We start from the raw sequence: 19896 nt of genomic DNA on the forward strand, positions 1-19896 counted from the left end.
CGGTAACCAATACCACCGACGTCGCGCTGACCAGGCTCAGCTCAGCACGACCTCGTGAGGTTCCGGCGTCGGTGCCGCGGTCGGCGTCGTCCGGCGGCGCACGGCCCGCCAGACAGCGCCGGCCACCGCCACCACCAGGAACGAGGCGATCGCCACCAGCACCACCGAGGCGCCCGGTGCGGTGTCCGCCGTGGCCGCGACCCAGACACCCGAGCCGGCGGCGAAGAGCCCGAGCGCCATCGCGGCGGCCATCGTGCTGCGGAAACCCCGGGTGACCTGCTGGGCGGTGGCGACCGGCACCACCATCAACGCGCTGATCAGCAACACCCCGACGGCCCGCATGGCGATGGTCACTGTGACCGCTGTGGCGACAGCTATCAGCAGGTTCAGCGTGCGGACCGGCAGGCCGGAGACCCGGGCGTACTCCTCGTCGTGGCTGACCGCGAAGAGCGCCGGCCGCAACGCGATCATCGTGACCAGGATCGCCGCGCCGAGCACCGCGATGGTGGTCAGGTCGGCGGGCGAGATGGTGGTGAGCGAGCCGAACAGGTAGGCGTTGAGGTTCGCGCTGGTCGCGTCGGAGAGGCCGACCAGGAGTACGCCGCCGGCGATGCCGCCGTAGAAGAGCAGGGCCAGAGCCAGGTCACCGGAGGTACGCCCACGGGCCCGCACGATCTCGATGGCGATCGCGCCGATGGTGGCGGCGATCACCGCGACCAGCACCGGCGAGCGGTTGAGCAGCAACCCCGCGCCAACGCCGGTCAGCGCCACGTGCCCCACACCATCGCCGATCAACGCCAGTCGGCGCTGCACCAGGTAGATGCCGAGCGCCGGCGCGGCCAGGCCGATCACCAGCGCGCCGATCAGGGCACGCTGCATGTAGGGGTACTGGAAGAGTTCCATGGGTCAGTTGCTCCACAGCCCGGCGGGCTCGTCGTAGCAGTGCGGGTGCACGTGGTCGTGGTCGGGCTCCGCGTGATGACCGGCCGGGTCCGGCACCGCGCCGTCGTGGGCGATGCGACCCTCGTGGACGACGACGGCCCGGCTGATCACCGGTCGCAGCGGGCCCAGCTCGTGGGCGACGAGCAGCACCGTTCCGCCGTCGCCGACGAAGTCGCGCAACGCGCCGGCGAACGCCTCCTGGCTGGCCGCGTCCACCCCGGCGGTGGGCTCGTCGAGAACCAGCAGCTCCGGCTGGCCGGCCAGGGCGCGGGCGATCAGGGTGCGTTGCTGCTGGCCGCCGGAGAGCGTGGACACCGGGTCACCGGCCCGGTCGGCGAGCCCGACCGCGCCCAGCGCGGCGTCGACGGCGGACCGGTCGGCGCGGCCCGGCGGACGCAGCACCCCCCGACGGGCCAGCCGGCCGGAGGCCACCACCTCCCGGACGGTCGCCGGTACGCCGCCGCCGGCGCCCAGGCGTTGCGGGACGTACCCGATGCGCGCCCATTGCCGGAAGCGGCGCAACGGCCTGTCGAAGAGGGTGACCGAGCCGGCGCTGATCGGCACCAGCCCGAGCACGGCGCGGATCAGGGTGGACTTGCCCGAGCCGTTGGCGCCGAGGATCGCGACCACCTCGCCGGCGGTCACGGTGAGCGAGATGTCCCGGAGCACGGGGCGGCCGTCGTAGCCGACCACCCCGTGCTCGACGGTGATGACAGGTGAGGTCACGAGCAGCTCAAGGCCGACTGCAGGGTCCGCAGGTTGGTGCGCATCACCGAAAGGTAGTCCCCGTTGCTGCCGGCGGCGAGCCCTTCGATCGGGTCGAGCACGGCGGTCTTCGCGCCGACCTGACCGGCGATGGTCTCGGCCACCTTCGGGCTGACCAGGGTCTCGAAGAAGATCGTGGTGGCCTGGTGCTCCTTGGCCTCCTCGATCACGTGCGCGAGGCGCTGCGGCGACGGCTCGACGTCCGGGCTCAGCCCGGTGATGCCGACCTGGTCCAGCTGGTAGCGGTCGGCGAGGTAGCCGAACGCGGCGTGGCTGGTCACGATCTCCCGCCGCTGGCAGGTCGCCAGACCGTGCTTGAACTCGCCGTCCAGTGTCGTCAGGTCGGCGCGCAGGGCGGCCGCCCTGGCGGTGTAGTCGGCGGCGTGGTCCGGGTCGGCAGTGCCGAGTCGCTGGGCGAGCTGGTCGCCGATGCCGGCCAGCCGGTTCGGGTCGAGCCAGACGTGCGGGTCCTTGCCGCCGCTCTCCTCGGCATGCCCCTCCTCGCCCTCGTGGTCGTGCCCGCCGGCGGACGCGTCCAACAGCGGCTGCACGCTGGTCACGTCGAACGCCCGGTCGCCGCCGTTCTGGGCCACTGCGTCGTCCACCGCCGGCTGGAACCCCTTGAGGTAGACAATCAGCTCAGCGTCGCTGACCTCACCGACCTGGCTCGGGTTGAGTTCCAGGTCGTGCGGCTCGGCGCCGGGCTTGGCCAGGTTCGTGACCCGGACCGCGTCGCCGCCGATCCGTTCGGCCAGGAACTGGAGGGGGTAGAACGCGGCCACCACGTCGACGCGCTGGGGGTCGGCGCCGGCGGCGCCGCCGGTGGAGCAGCCGGCCCCGGCGCCCAGGGCGAGGAGGGCGGTCGCGGCGGCCAGGACACGGTACGTGGAGCGGTTGGTCATGTCGTCAACTGTCCGTGGCAACGATAATGATTGTCAAAAACGCATGATTGCATGTCAGAGGAGCTTCGCGAGGCCCACAGTCACCAGCAGGGTGAGCATCACCAGTCGGATCAGCCGGGTCTGCGGCGCCTGAACCGCCCACGTCGTCGCCAACAGGGCGATCAGGACCCCGGCGAGCGCGAGCGTGAGCAGCCCGCCGATCACCCCGGGCGTGAAGAACGCCACCAGCACCACCACCAGGGTGAGCAGGAACACCGACGTCGGGTTCGCCCCGGCCAACCGGGCGAGCAGAGGGCGCTGCGTACGCTGCATCCCACAGACTCTACGAGGAGGAACCCCCGGTGCTGGTGACCAACCGGTTCGTGGTCGACGTCGATGCCGCCGACGGCTTCACCGAACGGGCGCATGCCGCCCTCACCGCGCTGGCCGCCCGGCCCGGCTACCTGCGCGGCCAACTGGTCCGGGCGCTGGACGACCCCCGGCACTGGTCACTGGTCACCGAATGGGAGTCGGTCGGCACGTACCGGCGCGCGCTGGGCGCCTTCGAGGTCAAGGTCAGCGCCGTGCCGTTGCTCGCCGAGTCCGTCGACGAGCCCTCCGCCTACGAGGCGCTGGCCACCGCCGCTCCCGGCGGGGCCGTGGTCGTCGCCGAGAGTGATCGGGCTGCGGGTCCTTACCGCTGAGCCGCCGGACACTACGCTGCTCCTATGACCGCACCCGCCCCGCCACCCGGTCCCGGGGTGGCTCCGCCGTTCGCCGCGCCGCCCACCGAGGGCCGCCGGACTCGGCTCTGGATCGGCCTCGGCGTCGGCGCGCTCGCCGTGGTGCTCTGCTGCGGCGGGGGTGGCACGGCCGTCGTCGGCCTGGCCGTCAGCGGAGTCCAGGCGATCCGGGAACAGGCCCGCACCGTGACCGGCGACTACTACCAGGCGCTGGTCGAACGGAACTACGGGCGGGCGTACGACCAGCTCTGCGACGACGCGCAGCGGCGTGAGTCCCGGCCGGAGTTCGAGCGGCGCGCCGCCGCCGAACCGCAGGTGACGGCGTTCCGGGTGGGTGAGGTGGACACCACCTACCTGACCGTGCCGGTCGATGTGACCCTCGACGGCGGCGACCGGGAGCGGCAACAGGTCAGCCTCGGCCAGGACGGGCAGACCGGCGGCGTGGAGGTCTGCGAGGTCAGCTGACCCGTCCCCGGTATTCTGCTGGGCTCGGGGCGACGGTGGTCGTACCGTTGTCCCGAACCGACCGTTCCATCCACATCTCGCCCCCGCCGACCGCCAGCCGGCGTAGGAGGAAACATGCCAGCCGACCGTATCGACGCCGTCGTCAGCCTCGCCAAGCGCCGAGGCTTCGTCTTCCCCTCCAGCGAGATCTACGGAGGCACCCGATCGGCGTGGGACTACGGTCCGCTCGGCGTGGAGCTCAAGGAGAACGTCCGCCGGCAGTGGTGGAAGACCATGGTCCAGCAGCGCGACGACGTCGTCGGCCTGGACTCCGCGGTGATCCTGTCCCGCAAGGTGTGGGAGGCGTCCGGCCACATCGCCGAGTTCGTCGACCCGCTCACCGAGTGCCAGTTCTGTCACAAGCGGTTCCGCGCTGACCACCTGGAAGAGGCGTACGCCGAGAAGCACGGCAAGCCGCTCACCTCACTGGCCGAGCTGAACTGCCCCAACTGCGGCAACAAGGGCACCTTCACCGAGCCGAAGATGTTCAACGGCCTGATGAAGACCTACCTGGGCCCGGTGGAGAGCGACGAGGGGCTGCACTACCTGCGCCCGGAGACCGCACAGGGCATCTTCGTCAACTACAAGAACGTCGAGACGGTCGCCCGCAAGAAGCCCCCGTTCGGCATCGCGCAGACCGGCAAGTCGTTCCGCAACGAGATCACCCCGGGCAACTTCATCTTCCGGACCCGCGAGTTCGAGCAGATGGAGATGGAGTTCTTCGTTGAGCCGGGCACCGACGAGCAGTGGCACGAGTACTGGCTCCAGGAGCGCTGGAACTGGTACCTCGACCTCGGCCTCTCGGCGGACAATCTGCGCCTGTTCGAGCACCCCAAGGAGAAGCTGTCGCACTACTCGAAGCGGACTGTGGACATCGAGTACCGCTTCCAGTTCGGTGGCACCGAGTTCGCCGAGCTTGAGGGTGTCGCCAACCGCACCGACTTCGACCTCTCCACGCACAGCAAGCACTCCGGTGTCGACCTGTCGTACTTCGACCAGGGCAAGAGTGAGCGCTGGATGCCGTACGTCATCGAGCCGGCCGCGGGTCTGACCCGCGCGGTGCTCGCCTTCCTGTTGGAGGCGTACGACGAGGACGAGGCGCCGAACACCAAGGGCGGCGTGGACAAGCGCACAGTGATGCGGTTCGACCCGAGGCTCGCCCCGGTCAAGGTGGCGGTGCTGCCGCTGTCCCGCAACGAGGCGCTGTCGCCCAAGGCCAAGGACCTCGCAACGCTGCTGCGCAAGCGCTGGGTGGTGGAGTTCGACGACTCGCAGGCGATCGGGCGTCGCTACCGCCGGCAGGACGAGATCGGCACCCCGTTCTGCGTCACTGTCGACTTCGACACCCTGGACGACAACGCGGTGACGGTGCGCAACCGGGACACCATGGCCCAGGAGCGCGTCTCCCTGGACCAGGTCGAGCGCTACCTGATCGAGCGGCTCCCCGGCTGCTGAGACTCCGCGCACGGGGCCTCGGCCGACGCGATGAGCGCCGGTCGGGGCCCCGTACACTTGTCCGGTGACTGCCTCGACCGTGCCCGCGCTGCGCCCGCTGACTCTCGGCCAGCACCAGGTGTGGCCGCCGGTCGTGCTCGCGCCGATGGCCGGGATCACCAACGTCGGGTTCCGTCGGCTCTGCCGCGAGCAGGGTGGCGGCATCTACGTCTGCGAGATGATCACCACTCGGGCGCTGGTTGAGCGCAACCCGAAGACGCTGCGCATGATCGCGTTCGGCGACGACGAGAAGCCCCGCAGTCTCCAGCTCTACGGCACCGATCCGGAGATCACCGCCGCCGCCGTGCGGATCGTCGTCGAGCGCGACCTGGCCGATCACATCGACCTCAACTTCGGCTGCCCGGTCCCCAAGGTCACCCGGCGTGGTGGCGGCGCGGCGCTGCCGTGGCGGCGTCGGCTCTTCGCGCGACTCGTGCGGGCCGCGGTGGCCGCCGCGTCACCGTCCGGCGTGCCGGTCACCGTCAAGATGCGCAAGGGCATCGACGACGACCACCTGACGTACGTCGAAGCAGGGCTCGCCGCCCAGGACGCCGGCGTGGCAGCGGTGGCCCTGCACGGGCGGACGGCGTCGCAGCGCTACTCGGGCACCGCCGACTGGGACGCGATCGCCACCCTGAAGCAGGCCCTCGACGTGCCGGTGCTCGGCAACGGCGACATCTGGGAGGCCGACGACGCGCTGCGCATGGTGGCCCACACCGGCGTCGACGGTGTGGTCATCGGGCGCGGCTGCCTGGGCCGACCGTGGCTCTTCGCCGACCTGGAGGCCGCCTTCAACGGTAGGCCGGAGCGGCGGCTGCCCACCCTCGGCGAGGTGGCGGTGACCATGCGCCGGCACGCCGAGCTGCTGGTCGACCAGTTCACTGCCGGTGCCCGCAACCCGGCCCGCGGCGAACGGGACGGCTGCACCGACTTCCGCAAGCACGTCGCCTGGTACCTCAAGGGCTTCCCGGTCGGCGGCGAGCTGCGCCGCTCGCTGGCGATGATCGAAAGCCTGGCTCAGCTCGACGACCTGCTCGGCAAGCTCGACCCGGCGGAGCCGTTCCCGTTGACCGCCCTCGGGCAACCGCGCGGGCGTACCAACTCGCCCGGCAAGGTCTTCCTGCCCGAGGGCTGGCTGGCCAGCCGGGACGACGACACGGTCCCCGAGGGTGCCGAGATGGACGACTCCGGAGGCTGACCCCCGGGGCTGGCTGAGTTGCCCGGTCCTGGCGGTTGGCTGAGCCCCTGGCCGGTCGGGCAGAGCGGTCAGCGAGCGTCCCTCCGGAACGCGGGCTCGAACCAAAGTCGGTGCCGGCGCGCCGGTCGCCCCCGCGCCATCGGTAGTGGCTGGCCCTCGGTCTTTCCTCGACACTCCCTGCGGAGGCTGGGCAGATGAGTGTGGCGCCCTATCGAGCTGATGTCGTGAACGAATCACCAGCTCGGCTCGGTCGAGCCATGGACTCTGATTCGTCTACGACATCAGCTCCAAAGGACCCGTGACGCGGTCCGTGGGGGCCCGCTGTGATCGGGTGGTTGGTCCGGTGGGTGGCTTACCGGAGGTGGGTGGCCTGGTCAGCTCGGTTGACCCCCCGACTCCGTTCGAGCCTGCCGAGGGCGCGTGGACGGTGACCCGGTCATGCCGAAGGGCCGGGCCCCGTGGTGGGGTCCGGCCCTTCGGTGTATGTGGGCGGTGTGGGGTCAGCTGGTGGCGTAGCCGCGGGTGGCGATCCAGTCGGCGAGGTGCTCGACGGTGACTTCGTAGGAGGCGGTGTTCGCATCAGCGGAGTCGGCGATCTTCACCACGTTGCCGCCGTCGCGGTAGCCCACGACGCTGATGTAGTGCCCGCCCTCGAAGGAGTGCGTCCCGCCGTCGGTGTCGACGCTGGTGCCGGCGATGTTGGCGACCACGGCCCGGCCGTCGTCCACGGTCTTGACGATGTCGGCGCGCAGCCGGTCGGTCTGCTTGGCGTCAGCGTCGGGGCTGGAGATCTCCACGCTGTGGTAGGCGTCCTTCTTGCCGGTTTCCTTGTTGAGCACTGGGGTGATGTCGTTGATGGAGTTGGTGCCGGCCTCGGTGGTGCCCATCTCCTTGGCCATGGCGTCCACGCTGATCTCCTTGCCCTGCACGGACAGGGCGTTACGCGTGGCGGCCGGGCCGCAGTAGTAGAAGTTGGGCTGGGCCTCGTAGCGCACACCGAGCTGACGCTCCCCGGCGGGCTTACGGTCGCTCTGCGTCTGGGTGGCCGGCTTGGTATCCGACGCGGCGTAGGCGGCGGTCACCGGTCCGGCGATAGCCCCGCCGGTGAACGCGAGGCCGGCGGCGGTCAGGGCGGTCCTACGGATCAGATCGGTACGCATGATGGCGTGCTCCTCTGCATCGGGGGTGCCCGCACGGCAGTCGACGGGGGTCGGTGCGACCGTGCGGGAAAGTTCGAGGGGTTCTGCCCGGTGACCCGCGAGAGGGGGTCGGCGTCGGGACAGGGTGTAACCGTTCGCGGTGGCAGGTCATTCCGCCTACCCGCGGGGGTCGGCCGGTGGTGCTGCTCGACCGTGCCGGGGGATGTAACCGGGGCCGCGTGGCGGGTGTTCCCGGCGGGGGCCGGGCGCACCATGACCCGGGCTGTTGCGGTGGTCTGCCAGGTATAACGACCCGGCCCGGCCGCCGATTCCGCCCCCAGGGTGGCCCCGGCCACCGGACATACCGGTCAAAACCGACAAACGCCACGAGGCCACCACATCCAGGATCGAGCACGATCATGGGGGCGCGACCGCCGCCCATCAACGGGCGAGCGAGGCAGCTGAGCCGGGGATCAGGACGCGGCGGTGTCGGGTTGAGGCATGGTGCGCTGTGTCGGGATGGTCGGTGCGGTCGGCCAGGGGATCTCGGGCGCGTGGTGGAAGGTGATCCCGGCCGCCGTCCAACGCGGCCCCTGGCCCGCCAGACGGTCGCGGAAGTCGGCCCAGTCGTGGGTCGCCCGGGTGGACCAGCCCAACTCGGCGACGGCCGGGAGGCGGGGCAGGAGCAGGAGTTCGATGTCGGCCAGCGAGGTTACCGACTCGGTCCAGAGCGGGGCCTCCACACCGAGAACCGCCTCGGCAGGTACGTCGGCGACGTGTGTGCCCGGGTCCCAGTCGTACGCCTTTCGTACGTCGATGAGGCCGGCCCAGTCGTGCCCGATCGGGGTGTCCGGGGCGTACTTCATGTCCAGGTAGGCGTGGTTGCCGGGGGAGACGACCAGTCGGGCGCCCCGGCGTACGGCCTCGACTGTGGTGGGGTCTTCGCCGTTCGTGCCCCACCACTGCAGGACCCGCCCGTCGAGGTGGGCGGCCGGCGCGAGCTGGTGCCAGCCGACGACGGTCTTGCCGAGGTCGGCCACGATGCGCTGGACCCGCTCCACGAAACCGGTGTAGACCTCGCCCTTGACCTTGAACGCCTCGTCACCGCCGATGTGCAGCCAGGGGCCGGGAGTGAGCGCGGCCACCTCGCGCAGCACGTCGGCGACGAAGTCGTACGTGCGCTCGTCGGCCGGGTCGACGTAGCTGAAGCCGACCTCGGTGCCGGTGTACGGCGGCGGTGCGATCTTGTCCGGCGCCAGCTCCGGGTACGCGACCAGCGCCGAGTTGGTGTGCCCCGGGAGGTCGATCTCCGGGACGACGGTGATGTGGCGGGCGGCCGCGTAGGAGACGATCCGCGCGTAGTCGGCCTTCGTGTAGTGCCCGCCGGGGCCGCCGCCGACCTCGGTCGTTCCGCCGACGGTGGTCAGCTTCGGCCAGGAGTCGACGGCGATCCGCCAGCCCTGGTCGTCGGTGAGGTGCAGATGCAGGTGGTTGAGCTTGTAGCGGGCCAGGTGGTCGACCACCCGCAGCACGTCCTCGACGGCGAAGAAGTGCCGCGCGACGTCGAGCATCGCGCCCCGGTAGGGGAACCGGGGTGCGTCGGTGATGGTCCCGCCGGGCAGCGCCCAGCGGTCGGTGACCGGGGTCGGGCTCTCGATCGCCGCTGGCAACAGTTGGCGCAGCGTCTGTACGCCGTAGAAGAGGCCGGCGGCGGTAGCGGCGGTGACGCGTACCCCGTCGGTGGCGATGTCGAGGCGGTAGCCCTCCGCGCCGAGGTCGGCGCTGTCGTCGAGCACCAGCGCGATGCCGCCGGCGGGCTCCGGCGCGGTGGCGTCGGTGACCGGCAGCGGGTAGCCGGTGGCCGGGCGCAGGAGCTGGGCGAGCTGCTCGGCGACCGCCAACGCGGCGGGGTCGGCGCTGGACACGATTACCGCTTCTGCCGGGAGCACCCAGTCGCCGGTCGGGTCCGGCTGGACGCGCTGCGGGGCGGGAACGACGTCGGCCAGCCGGTGCGGGGCCGCCGGGGCGAGCAACGTGCCAGCGGTCTGCTCGGCGGTGCGGGCCAGCGTGGCCGCGTCGGGTTCCCCCGCCGACAGCGGCGCGGGGACGACGGTGGGGCCGGGGGTGGGGGTGGTCGACACGGCGGCGACTCCGGGGGTGTATTCGCGTCGGTTATGGCAAAAGTGAGGTTCACCGGCTGGCGTGTCGTCAAGCGTACGACGCTCGGCCGGGATGCGTGATGGTGCGCATGGAAGCGTTCCCAAAACCCGGTAAGAACACGGATAGTCGTGATGGCTGTGCCAATTGTCACCGAACGGTCCCAGGTCACTCGATGTTCGCTTAACCTTCGCCCACCGATCGACGTTGACCCCGGGATTACCGGTGGTCCGTCCCGGGGAAGAAGGAAACTGAACCTTCGTTAAGTGTCAATCCGGCGCGTGTGTTGTGGAGGCTCTGGTGGCAGCGCAAGAGACCGTCGATCACAAGTACGTCTACGACTTCTCCGAAGGCAACAAGGAGCTCAAGGAACTGCTCGGCGGCAAGGGGGCAAACCTCGCCGAGATGACCAACCTGGGCCTGCCCGTTCCGCCCGGCTTCACCATCACCACCGAGGCGTGTCAGGCGTACCTCGCGACGGGGCGGGAGCCGGACGGGCTCGCCGGTCAGATCGAGGCGCACCTGGAATCGCTGGAGCGCGCGATGGGCAAGCGCCTCGGTGACCCGCAGGACCCGCTGCTGGTCTCCGTCCGCTCCGGCGCCAAGTTCTCCATGCCCGGCATGATGGAGACCGTCCTCAACGTCGGTCTCAACGACCAGAGCGTGGAAGGACTCGCACGACAGGCGGGCGGCGCGGCCGGACAGGCCGCCTCCGGCGGCGCCGACAGGTTCGCCTGGGACTCCTACCGGCGACTCATCCAGATGTTCGGCAAGACCGTCTGCGAGGTGCCGGGCGAGGAGTTCGAACACGCGCTCGACGACGCCAAACACGCCAAGGGCACCCACAACGACCTGGATCTGGACGCCGACGACCTGCGTGGGCTGGTCGACGCGTACAAGAAGATCTTCCTGAAGCACACCGGTCGGGAGTTCCCGCAGCAGCCACGCGAACAGCTCGACCTGGCCATCCGGGCGGTCTTCGAGTCGTGGAACGCCGAGCGCGCGGTGCTCTACCGCCGCCAGGAGCGCATCCCGGCCGACCTGGGCACCGCTGTCAACGTGGTGACAATGGTCTTCGGCAACCTCGGCCCGGATTCCGGCACCGGGGTCGCCTTCACCCGTGACCCGGCCAGCGGCGCGCAGGGCATCTACGGCGACTACCTTGCCAACGCCCAGGGCGAGGACGTGGTCGCCGGCATCCGCAACACAGTGCCGTTGCAGGAGTTGGAGCAGCTCGACAAGGCCTCCTACGACGAGCTGCTCGGCATCATGGCCCGGCTGGAGGAGCACTACAAGGACCTCTGCGACATCGAGTTCACCATCGAACGCGGCAAGCTGTGGATGTTGCAGACCCGGGTCGGCAAGCGCACCGCCGCCGCGGCGTTCGTCATCGCCGGGCAACTCGTCGACGAGGGTCTGATCGACCTGGACGAGGCGCTGCACCGGGTCAACGGCGCGCAACTGGCCCAGCTGATGTTCCCGCGCTTCCAGCTCGACCACGAGTTCCAACCGGTAGCCAAGGGCATCGGCGCATCACCCGGCGCAGCGTCCGGCACTGTCGTCTTCACCTCCGCCCGAGCCGTCGAGCTGGCCGCCGAGGGCGAGTCGGTGATCCTGGTGCGCCGGGAGACCAACCCGGACGACCTGAACGGCATGATCGCCGCGAAGGGCATCCTCACCTCGCGCGGCGGCAAGACCAGCCACGCCGCTGTGGTGGCCCGGGGCATGGGCAAGACCTGCGTCTCCGGCGCCGACGAGATCGAGGTGAACGTGCCGGCGAAGCGGTTCACGGTGGCCGGGCAGACCGTCACCGAGGGCGATGTGGTGTCCATCGACGGCACCACCGGCAAGGTCTACCTCGGCGAGGTGCCGGTCATGCCCTCCGAGGTCGTGCAGTACTTCGAGGGCAGCCTCGACCCCGAGCACATCGACAACGCGCTGGTCCGGGCCGTACACCGGATCATGACGCACGCCGACGGGAAGCGGCGGCTGGCGGTCCGCACGAACGCCGACACCGGCGCGGACGCGTCCCGGGCCCGGCGCTTCGGCGCCGAGGGCATCGGGCTGTGCCGCACCGAGCACATGTTCCTCGGTGACCGTCGGGAGCTGGTCGAGCGGCTGATCCTGGCCCGGGCCCCGGGCGAGCGGGAGGCGGCGCTGGCGGCGCTGCTGCCGTTGCAGCGGGCCGACTTCGAGGAGATCTTCCGCGAGATGGACGGCCTGCCGGTCACCGTCCGGCTCATCGACCCGCCGTTGCACGAGTTCCTGCCGCCGCTGGAGCAGCTCGCCGTCAACGTGGCTGTCGCCCAGGAACGCGGCGAGGACGTGGCCAAGGAGGAGGCGCTGCTCGCCGCCGTCCGGCGGATGCACGAGGAGAACCCGATGCTCGGGCTGCGGGGCGTACGCCTCGGGCTGGTCATCCCCGGCCTGTTCGCGATGCAGGTCCGCGCCATCGCCGAGGCGGCGGTCAGTTGCGCCCGCAACGGGGGCGTGGCCAAGCCGGAGATCATGGTGCCGCTGGTCGGCGCGGTGCAGGAGCTGGAGACGGTTCGCGCCGAGGCCGAGAAGATCATCGCCGAGGTGGTCGGGGACAGCGGCGTCGAGGTGCTGATCGGCACCATGATCGAGGTGCCCCGGGCGGCGCTGACCGCCGGGCAGATCGCCGAGGCCGCCGAGTTCTTCTCGTTCGGCACCAACGACCTGACCCAGATGGGCTGGGGCTTCTCCCGCGACGACGTCGAGGGCGCGTTCTTCTGGCGCTACCTGGAGTTGGGCATCTTCGGCATCTCGCCGTTCGAGTCGATCGACCGCGACGGCGTCGGTCGGCTGGTGCGGATCGCCGCCGAGGAGGGTCGGGCCGCCCGGCCCGGTCTGAAGCTCGGTGTCTGCGGTGAGCACGGTGGCGACCCGGACTCGGTGCACTTCTTCCACGAGGTCGGCCTGGACTACGTGTCCTGTTCGCCGTTCCGGGTGCCGGTGGCCCGGCTGGAGGCCGGTCGGGCGGTAGTGGAGACCGGCGGGTCGGACAGCCGCTGACGCACGTCGGCGGCGGCCCGGTCACCCGGCCGCCGCCGACGCTCAGATCGGCGGACGACGCCAGGTGGGTCGGGACGAGCGGCGCAACTGCGCCGGCAGGGTCGCCATCGGGGTACGCGTGGCCAGCGGGGCGTGCGCGTCCGGTACGGAGGTCGCGCCGATGCCTGCGCCGCGAACGTCCAGGAACGACCCCGCCCGGCGGGCCACCGCCCGCGCCTCCTCGTGCAGCGCCTCCAGGTCGCCCGCCGCGGACACTGTGACGAGGGTCAGCAGGGCGCTGCGCCCGGCCGGGTAGGTGACCACGCAGCCGGCGCTGGTGCACACCACCGACTCCCGGAACTCGCCCTGCCGAACGGTGTCGGCGACCCGGTGACCGAGCCCGAAACTCGCGGCGGCGAGCGCGGCGAGATGGGTGGCGTCGGTGCTGGGCAGGTCGCTGGAGATGAGCAGGCCGTCGGTGCCCGCGAGCACCGTGCCGGCGATGTCGGGTCGGCGCTGGCGCAGCCCGCGTAGCTCCGTTCCCATCACCGTGTCTGCGTCCACGAGCGTTACCCCTCACCGGTCGGGCTCTGCGTGTCAGTCGGCTGGTCACGTTCCGCGCTGGGAACGCTACCGGTGGCGACTTCCGGCCGCGAGCCCGTAACCCTCGGCGATCGGTTGGCAACTGCGGGCCAATCGGTGGTTGTGTGCCATTCGTCGATGCGTCGTGAGCGGGTCGAGCAGTGGTGGCGGGCGTAATCTTGGTCCGCTCGCACACGGCCGATTGGGCGCCGCGTCGAACGGGAAGAGGTGACTGCATGACCAGTGTCTGGGAGAGCCTGACTGTCGACGCCCGCGATCCGGCCCGACTGGCCCGTTGGTGGGCCGAGGCGCTCGGCTATCAGGTGGTCACCGAGACTCCGAGCGGCGTGGAGATCCGCCAGTCCCCGGACCAGTTGCCCGCCCTGTTCTTCGGCCCGGTGGCCGAGGGCAAGGAGCGCAAGAACCGGCTGCACCTCGACCTGCGCCCCGCCAACCAGGAAGCCGAGGTCGAGCGGCTGGTCGACATGGGCGCCCGGCACGTCGACATCGGTCAGGGCGACGTCGAGTGGACGGTGCTGGCCGACCCCGAGGGCAACGAGTTCTGCGTACTGCGTGAGAAGTGAGCCGGGGGCGGCGGACTCGCGGTGGGTCGAGGAGCCGCCCAAGGACACCGGGCATCGCCGGTCGCCGTACGAGCGCGACCGGGCCCGGGTGCTGCACTCGGCGGCGTTTCGCCGGCTGGCCACCAAGACCCAGGTGCACACCGCCGGCACTGACGACTTCCTGCGTACGCGGCTGACGCACTCGTTGGAGGTGGCCCAGATCGCCCGGGAGATGGGTGCCCGGCTGGGCTGTGACCCGGACGTGGTGGACGTGGCGGGGCTCGCGCACGACCTCGGGCACCCGCCGTTCGGGCACAACGGCGAGGCTGCGCTGGACCTGCTCGCCACGCCGTGCGGTGGTTTCGAGGGCAACGCGCAGACCCTGCGGGTGGTGACCCGCCTGGAGGCGAAGGTGCTCGGCCCGGATGGCTCGTCCGCCGGGTTGAACCTGACCCGGGCGTCGCTGGACGCGATCGGCAAGTACCCCTGGCCGCGCCGGCCGGGGGAGCGCAAGTTCGGGGTGTACGCCGACGACGCCGCTGTCTTCGACTGGATCCGGGCTGGCGCGCCCGGCGACCGGCGCTGCCTGGAGGCCCAGGTGATGGACTGGGCCGACGACGTCGCGTACTCGGTGCACGACGTGGAGGACGGCATCCACGGTGGTTACGTCACGTTGCACCGACTGCTCACCGACGCCGACGAGCGGGCCGCGCTCTGCGCCGACGTGGCCGCCGCCTACTCCGGGGAGTCCGCGGCGGACCTGGCCGAGGTGCTCGTCGATCTGCTGGCCGGTCCGCTGCTCGCCCCGTTCACCGGGTACGACGGCAGCCATCGCGCGCAGGTCGCGTTGAAGGCCACCACCAGCGGGGTGACCGGGCTGTTCGTTTCCGCGGCGGTGGCGGCGACGGAGGAGCGCTTCGGTCCGGGCCCGCACCGCCGCTACGCCGCCGATCTGGTGGTGCCCCGGCTGGTACGCGCGCAGTGTGCGCTGCTCAAGGGCATCGCGCTGCGGTACGTGATGCGTCGCAGTGGCTTCCGGGGCCGCTACGAGCGGCAGCGGACGATGCTGGCGGAGTTGGTCGCCGCGCTGGTCCGGTGTGCCCCGGAAGGGCTCGATCCGATCTTCGCCCCGTTGTGGCGGGCCGCCCCGGACGACCGGGCCAGACTGCGGGTGGTGATCGACCAGGTCGCCTCGCTCACCGACCCGGCGGCGGTGACCTGGCACACCCGCCTGGTCGGCAAGGGGGCACCCCCGACCGAGCACGAGCTAGCTTAGGCTAACCTAACTGACATGACGGAACGCTCCAGGAACGTCACCTCGGCCCAGGTGCTGCGCACCGAGCGGCCCACCCCGCACCTGATCCGGCTCGTCCTCGGTGGGGACGAACTGGTCGGCCTGCCGGTGGGCGAGTTCACCGACCACTACATCAAGGTGGTGTTCCCGCAGCAGGGCGTCGCGTACCCGCAGCCGCTGGACCTCGCCGCGATCCGCCGGGACCTGCCCCGGGAGCAGTGGCCCCGGCTGCGCGCGTACACGGTGCGGCGCTGGGATCCGCTCTCCGGTGAGCTGACCGTCGACGTGGTGCACCACGGCGACGAGGGGTTGGCCGGCCCGTGGGCCGCCGCGCTGCGTCCCGGCGATCCGGTGCACTTCGTCGGCCCCGGCGGCGCGTACGCCCCGAGCCCGGAGGCGGACTGGCACCTGCTGGTCGGTGACGAGAGCGCCCTGCCGGCGATCGCCGCCGCGCTGGAGCGCCTCCCGCTGGGCGCACCGGCCCACGTCTTCGTGGAGATCGCCGACCCGGCGGAGGAGCAGAAGCTGCTCAGCCCCGGGGCGGTCGAGCTGACCTGGCTGCATCGTGGCGAACGCCCGGTGGGCGAGGCGCTGGTCGAGGCGGTTCGGGCACTGGAGTTCCCGGCCGGCCAGGTGCACGCGTTCGTGCACGGCGAGGCCGCCTTCGTCCGGGAGCTGCGCCGGCTGCTGCGTGGCGAGCGGGGCGTACCCCTCGACCGGCTCTCCATCTCCGGTTACTGGCGGCGCGGCATGGACGACGAGGGCTGGCGCTCCACCAAGGCCGACTGGAATCAGCAGGTGGCCGCCGAGGAGACAACGATTCCGCAGCCCGCCGCGGCGGCCTGAGCGCCGCTCACCCCTCGGGGGTGTTCATCTCCCTGCCGGCCCGGGCGAGCCGCCGGCTGACCAGGACGGCGTACCCGACGACGGCCAGGGCGAGCAGCGACAGCATCAGCCTTGGCTGGTGCACGGTCGCGGTGATCAGGCTGACCGAGACCACCCCGTAGACGGCGATCGCCAACCGGGCGCCGCTCGGCCGTGTCCACAGCCAGTACAGGGCAAGACCACAGAGCGTCCAGACCACCATCGAGGCGCCCAGCAGCAGCCGCAGCTCCAGCGGCAGCCGGTTCGCGTTGTCGTCGACCAGCCGGACCACCTGCCCGAGCGCCCAGCCGAGCAGCAACAGGGCACCACCGAGCGGAATGTGCAGGTAGCTGTACGCCTGCCCGCCACGTAGCCGTCGCTGAAGGAGGCGGGTGGTGACGAATGTGGTGTAGACCCACCAGACCGCCGCCGGGATGAGGAAGGCCAACGCGGCGGTGAGGATCATGTGCGGCGGGGGATGGTCCGGCACGGCGAAGAGCAGGCTGGCCAGCGCGCTACCCAGCACGATGATGGTGAACTGGCCGATCCGTTCCGGCAGGTGCCGGTTGTCCACCGGCCAGCGGTTGAGCCAGCGCACCCCGACCCAGGGCGTGGCCAGCTCGATCACCATCGCGACGATCCAGAGGACGGGCCGCAGCTCGGTTGGCACGATCAGCGACACCAGCCAGATCAGCCAGCCCGACCCGAAGCCGATCAGGTAGACAGTCGTCAGCATCCGGGCCATCGGGCTGGTGGGGCGGGCGCGCAGGTACAGCAGGAGCAGCACGCCCCGCACGATCAGGTACCCGATGGGCAGGAGCACGCTCTCCGGGACCTCGTCGACGCCGAGGGTCATCGCTCCCGCGCCGACCAACGCGACAAGCACCAGCAGTCTGTGCAGCGCGTCGTCCGGATCGAACCGGGTGTCGTAGTAGACCTGCCCCATCCAGGCCCACTGGATCACCACGAAGAGCCCGATCACGGCCAGCACGGCGTTCGGCGACGGTGACGGTTCGTTGCCCAGCCGGGCCACCACCGCCGCCAGCGCGTACACGAAGATGAGGTCGAGGAAGAGCTCCAGCCAGGTGGCGTGCCGATGGCCGGCCTCGTCCGTCTGCGGGGTCTGCCCGGGTAGCCCCATCCGATCGGCCAGCCATCTCGGCAGGCGGGGGGCTTGGCTCCGTACCCGGCGCATCTGGTCATGGTCCCGTGCGGACCTGGCCTGCGTGCCGGAACCGCCGAGCCGGCAGCGGCCGCCGCCACACCGGTGTCCCCCGGCCGGCGTGTCGTCGGTCCGGCAGGGCAGGATGTACGGCGAGGGGGTGGCGCATGGCTGGGCGGATCCGGGACGAGGACATCGCACTGGTCCGGGAACGCACCTCGATCGGGGATGTGATCTCCGAGACGGTCACCCTGAAGTCCGCCGGCGGCGGCAACCTCAAGGGTCTGTGCCCGTTCCACGACGAGAAGAGCCCGTCGTTCAACGTGTCCCCGGCCCGCAACGTCTGGTACTGCTTCGGCTGCGGGGCCGGCGGGGACGCGATCAAGTTCCTGATGGACGCCGACCACCTCAGCTTCGTGGAGTCCGTCGAGCGGCTGGCCGGCCGTGCCGGCATCCAACTGCGCTACCTCGAGGACGACAAGGGCACCCCGCGTCCCCGCCCGCAGCAGGGCCAGCGGCAGCGCCTGGTCGCCGCGCACGCCGCCGCCGTCCAGTTCTACAGCGCGCAACTGAGCACCGCCGGTGCCCGGCCGGCACGGGAGTTCCTGGCGCGACGGGGCTTCGACAGGGCCGCCGCCGAGCGCTACGGCTGTGGCTTCGCGCCCGAGGGTTGGGACCCGCTCACCAAGCACCTGCGCCAGCAGGGCTTCACCCACCAGGAGTTGGTCACCGCCGGGCTGTCCCGGGAGTCCCGTTCGGGCACCCTGATCGACCGGTTCCGTCGCCGGCTGCTCTGGCCGATCCGCGACCTCGCCGGCGACGTGATCGGCTTCGGCGCGCGCAAGCTCTTCGATGACGACGACGGCCCGAAGTACCTGAACACCCCCGAGACGCCGATCTACAAGAAGTCGCACGTGCTCTACGGCATCGACCAGGCCAAGCGGGAGATCGCCAAGCAGGGCCGGGCGGTGATCGTCGAGGGTTACACCGACGTGATGGCCTGTCACCTGGCCGGGGTGACCACGGCGGTGGCGACCTGCGGCACCGCCTTCGCCGCGGACCACATCTCCGTCCTGCGTCGGCTCCTGTTCGACAGCGACGAGGTGGCCGGCGAGATCATCTTCACCTTCGACGGCGACGCCGCCGGTCAGAAGGCCGCGCTGCGCGCCTTCGAAGACGACCAGCGCTTCGTCGGGCGCACGTTCATAGCGGTCAGCCCGGACAACATGGACCCGTGCGACCTGCGGCTGGCCAAGGGCGACCTGGCGGTGCGTGACCTGGTCGCCCGGCGCGAGCCGCTCGTCGACTTCGCGCTGCGACACGTGATCAGCCGCTTCGACCTGGACACCGTCGACGGCCGGGTCGAGGCGATGCGCCACGCCGCGCCGCTGGTCGCGCGCCTGAAGGACCGGGAGAAGCGCCCGGAGTACGTCCGCAAGCTCGCCATGGACCTCGGCATGGAGATCGAGCCGGTGCAGCGGGCGGTGCTCGCCGCTAGCAACGCCGCGCCGTCCAACACCCGCGAGGCCGCCCCCGCGGCCCGGCCAACCTCGGCCCACCCCGAGCCGGCGGTGGACAGCCCGCAGTCGATGGTCGAACGGGAGGCGCTCAAACTCGCCCTCCAGCAACCGGTTCTGGCCGGGCCGATGTTCGACGCGGTCGAGGCCACCGAATACCGCCACCCGGTGCACGTCGCGGTACGTGCGGCCATCGCGGCGGCCGGCGGCGCCGCGTCGGCGACCGGCGGCGCGGTCTGGATCGAGTCGGTCCGCGACGCCTGCGACGACCTGGCGGCCGCTGCGCTCGTCGGTGAGTTGGCCGTCGAACCACTGCGGATCGACGGCGAACCGGACCCGCGCTACGTGTCGATCACCATGGCCCGGGTGCAGTTCGGGTCGGTGACCGCCCGGGTCCGGGACCTCAAGTCACGCATCCAGCGGATCAACCCGGTCAACAACAAGGACGAGTACTTCGCCGCCTTCGGTGAGCTGCTGTCCCTGGAGCAGCACGCCCGGGCGTTGCGCGAGCAGGCTGCGGGAGGCCTCTAGATGGGACTGTTCAGCCGCAAGCCGAAGCTGCCGCCGGCCGACCGGCCGCCGCTGGCCGCCGACGAGCGGGTGTTGGCCTGGGCCGCCGCCGGCAACGGCGAGGGCGACGGGGTGGTGGTCGCCACCAACCTCGGGTTGTGGCTGCCCGGTCGGGGGCACCGGTTCGGGTGGCACAGCATCCTCAAGGCGGTCTGGTCCGGCCGGGAGCTGACAGTCACCCCCGCCGAGCCGCTCGTCGAGCGGGACGGCTACACGGTGGTCGCCGACGGTCCGGCTGAGACGTACCTGCTGCTCGACCCGGGGGAGTTGCCGCACCAGGTGCGGGCCCGGGTGACCCGTTCGGTCGCGTACACCGAGCACCAGCCGGTGCCCGGCGGCGCGGCGCGGGTCGCGGCCCGGCGCGTGGCCGGGGTCGACGGTCTGACCTGGACGGTCCGACTCGACCCCGGCACTCCGGCTGACGACGAGGCGGTGCTCGCCGAGACCGACCGGCTGGTCGGTGTGGCCCGCGCCGCCACCGCGCCGGCCGACGTCTGACCGGCGGG

The 19896-nt window shown here is 71.3% G+C and carries 17 protein-coding genes and 1 pseudogene; 10 read left to right on the forward strand and 8 right to left on the reverse strand.

Features of this window, described 5'->3' with window-relative positions; genetic code table 11:
- Window positions 1–36: 36 nt before the first annotated feature.
- From AB0B94_RS17910 to AB0B94_RS17925, 4 genes are read right to left on the reverse strand one after another with little or no spacing between them, the layout of a single operon-like run.
- The gene (locus AB0B94_RS17910; protein WP_266304697.1) at window positions 37–903 is read right to left on the reverse strand and encodes a metal ABC transporter permease; all 867 of its coding nucleotides are present in this window, start codon (window positions 901–903) and stop codon (window positions 37–39) included.
- A gap of 3 nt (window positions 904–906) precedes the next feature.
- Complete coding sequence (locus AB0B94_RS17915) at window positions 907–1668, reverse strand: ABC transporter ATP-binding protein (RefSeq protein WP_091409689.1); 762 nt, start codon at window positions 1666–1668, stop codon at window positions 907–909.
- The gene (locus tag AB0B94_RS17920) at window positions 1665–2609 is read right to left on the reverse strand and encodes a metal ABC transporter substrate-binding protein (protein WP_357280591.1); all 945 of its coding nucleotides are present in this window, start codon (window positions 2607–2609) and stop codon (window positions 1665–1667) included. The genes AB0B94_RS17915 and AB0B94_RS17920 overlap by 4 nt, the downstream gene beginning before the upstream one ends.
- A 54-nt stretch (window positions 2610–2663) precedes the next feature.
- Window positions 2664–2921 (reverse strand): hypothetical protein, encoded by a 258-nt coding sequence (locus AB0B94_RS17925; RefSeq protein WP_030338196.1) that lies wholly within the window; start codon window positions 2919–2921, stop codon window positions 2664–2666.
- A gap of 29 nt (window positions 2922–2950) precedes the next feature.
- Here AB0B94_RS17925 and AB0B94_RS17930 point away from each other — a divergent pair, with 29 nt between their 5' ends.
- From AB0B94_RS17930 to dusB, 4 genes are all read left to right on the forward strand, one after another.
- Window positions 2951–3292: an antibiotic biosynthesis monooxygenase gene (locus tag AB0B94_RS17930; protein WP_112589142.1), complete on the forward strand. Its 342-nt coding sequence runs from the start codon at window positions 2951–2953 to the stop codon at window positions 3290–3292.
- Between the two features lie 24 nt (window positions 3293–3316).
- Entirely contained in the window at window positions 3317–3796 is a 480-nt protein-coding gene (locus AB0B94_RS17935) for a hypothetical protein (RefSeq protein WP_112589144.1), read from the forward strand.
- Window positions 3797–3910: 114 nt separating this feature from the next.
- The gene (locus tag AB0B94_RS17940; RefSeq protein WP_203124314.1) at window positions 3911–5290 is read left to right on the forward strand and encodes a glycine--tRNA ligase; all 1380 of its coding nucleotides are present in this window, start codon (window positions 3911–3913) and stop codon (window positions 5288–5290) included.
- 64 nt (window positions 5291–5354) lie between these two features.
- The gene (gene dusB, locus AB0B94_RS17945; RefSeq protein WP_357280599.1) at window positions 5355–6527 is read left to right on the forward strand and encodes a tRNA dihydrouridine synthase DusB; all 1173 of its coding nucleotides are present in this window, start codon (window positions 5355–5357) and stop codon (window positions 6525–6527) included.
- A gap of 500 nt (window positions 6528–7027) precedes the next feature.
- On the opposite strand, the gene AB0B94_RS17950 is transcribed toward dusB, so the two are convergent.
- The gene (locus tag AB0B94_RS17950) at window positions 7028–7687 is read right to left on the reverse strand and encodes a C39 family peptidase (RefSeq protein WP_357280602.1); all 660 of its coding nucleotides are present in this window, start codon (window positions 7685–7687) and stop codon (window positions 7028–7030) included.
- A 452-nt stretch (window positions 7688–8139) separates the two neighbouring features.
- Window positions 8140–9807, reverse strand: coding sequence for a beta-N-acetylhexosaminidase (locus tag AB0B94_RS17955; RefSeq protein WP_357280605.1), 1668 nt, complete (start codon window positions 9805–9807; stop codon window positions 8140–8142).
- 316 nt (window positions 9808–10123) lie between these two features.
- On the opposite strand from AB0B94_RS17955, the gene ppdK reads away from it, so the two are divergent.
- On the forward strand, window positions 10124–12859 hold the full coding sequence (ppdK, locus tag AB0B94_RS17960; protein WP_357280608.1) for a pyruvate, phosphate dikinase: 2736 nt from the start codon (window positions 10124–10126) through the stop codon (window positions 12857–12859).
- 42 nt (window positions 12860–12901) lie between these two features.
- On the opposite strand, the gene AB0B94_RS17965 is transcribed toward ppdK, so the two are convergent.
- Window positions 12902–13402, reverse strand: coding sequence for a roadblock/LC7 domain-containing protein (locus tag AB0B94_RS17965; RefSeq protein WP_357280612.1), 501 nt, complete (start codon window positions 13400–13402; stop codon window positions 12902–12904).
- A gap of 254 nt (window positions 13403–13656) precedes the next feature.
- Between AB0B94_RS17965 and AB0B94_RS17970 the strand changes: the two genes are divergently transcribed.
- The 3 genes from AB0B94_RS17970 to AB0B94_RS17980 are packed head-to-tail and all read left to right on the forward strand — an operon-like array spanning window position 13657 to window position 16123.
- Window positions 13657–14004 carry a VOC family protein gene (locus tag AB0B94_RS17970; RefSeq protein WP_357280616.1) on the forward strand — a complete coding sequence of 116 codons (348 nt, stop codon included), beginning with the start codon at window positions 13657–13659 and terminating at the stop codon, window positions 14002–14004.
- Complete coding sequence (locus tag AB0B94_RS17975; RefSeq protein WP_357280620.1) at window positions 13994–15259, forward strand: deoxyguanosinetriphosphate triphosphohydrolase; 1266 nt, start codon at window positions 13994–13996, stop codon at window positions 15257–15259. The genes AB0B94_RS17970 and AB0B94_RS17975 overlap by 11 nt, the downstream gene beginning before the upstream one ends.
- A gap of 15 nt (window positions 15260–15274) precedes the next feature.
- Window positions 15275–16123 (forward strand): siderophore-interacting protein, encoded by an 849-nt coding sequence (locus tag AB0B94_RS17980; protein ID WP_357280625.1) that lies wholly within the window; start codon window positions 15275–15277, stop codon window positions 16121–16123.
- A 7-nt stretch (window positions 16124–16130) separates the two neighbouring features.
- Here AB0B94_RS17980 and AB0B94_RS17985 read toward each other — a convergent pair whose 3' ends face one another.
- Window positions 16131–17336, reverse strand: coding sequence for a low temperature requirement protein A (locus tag AB0B94_RS17985; RefSeq protein WP_357280632.1), 1206 nt, complete (start codon window positions 17334–17336; stop codon window positions 16131–16133).
- A gap of 112 nt (window positions 17337–17448) precedes the next feature.
- On the opposite strand from AB0B94_RS17985, the pseudogene dnaG reads away from it, so the two are divergent.
- Together dnaG and AB0B94_RS17995 are read left to right on the forward strand one after the other, a co-directional pair.
- Window positions 17449–19351 (forward strand): annotated as a pseudogene (gene dnaG, locus AB0B94_RS17990) (DNA primase).
- A complete protein-coding gene (locus AB0B94_RS17995) occupies window positions 19352–19888 on the forward strand; it encodes a hypothetical protein (RefSeq protein WP_357280636.1) in 537 nt (178 codons plus the stop codon).
- Window positions 19889–19896: the final 8 nt, after the last annotated feature.

Source organism: Micromonospora sp. NPDC048986 (assembly GCF_040649335.1).
GTDB classification, from domain to species: domain Bacteria; phylum Actinomycetota; class Actinomycetes; order Mycobacteriales; family Micromonosporaceae; genus Micromonospora; species Micromonospora alfalfae.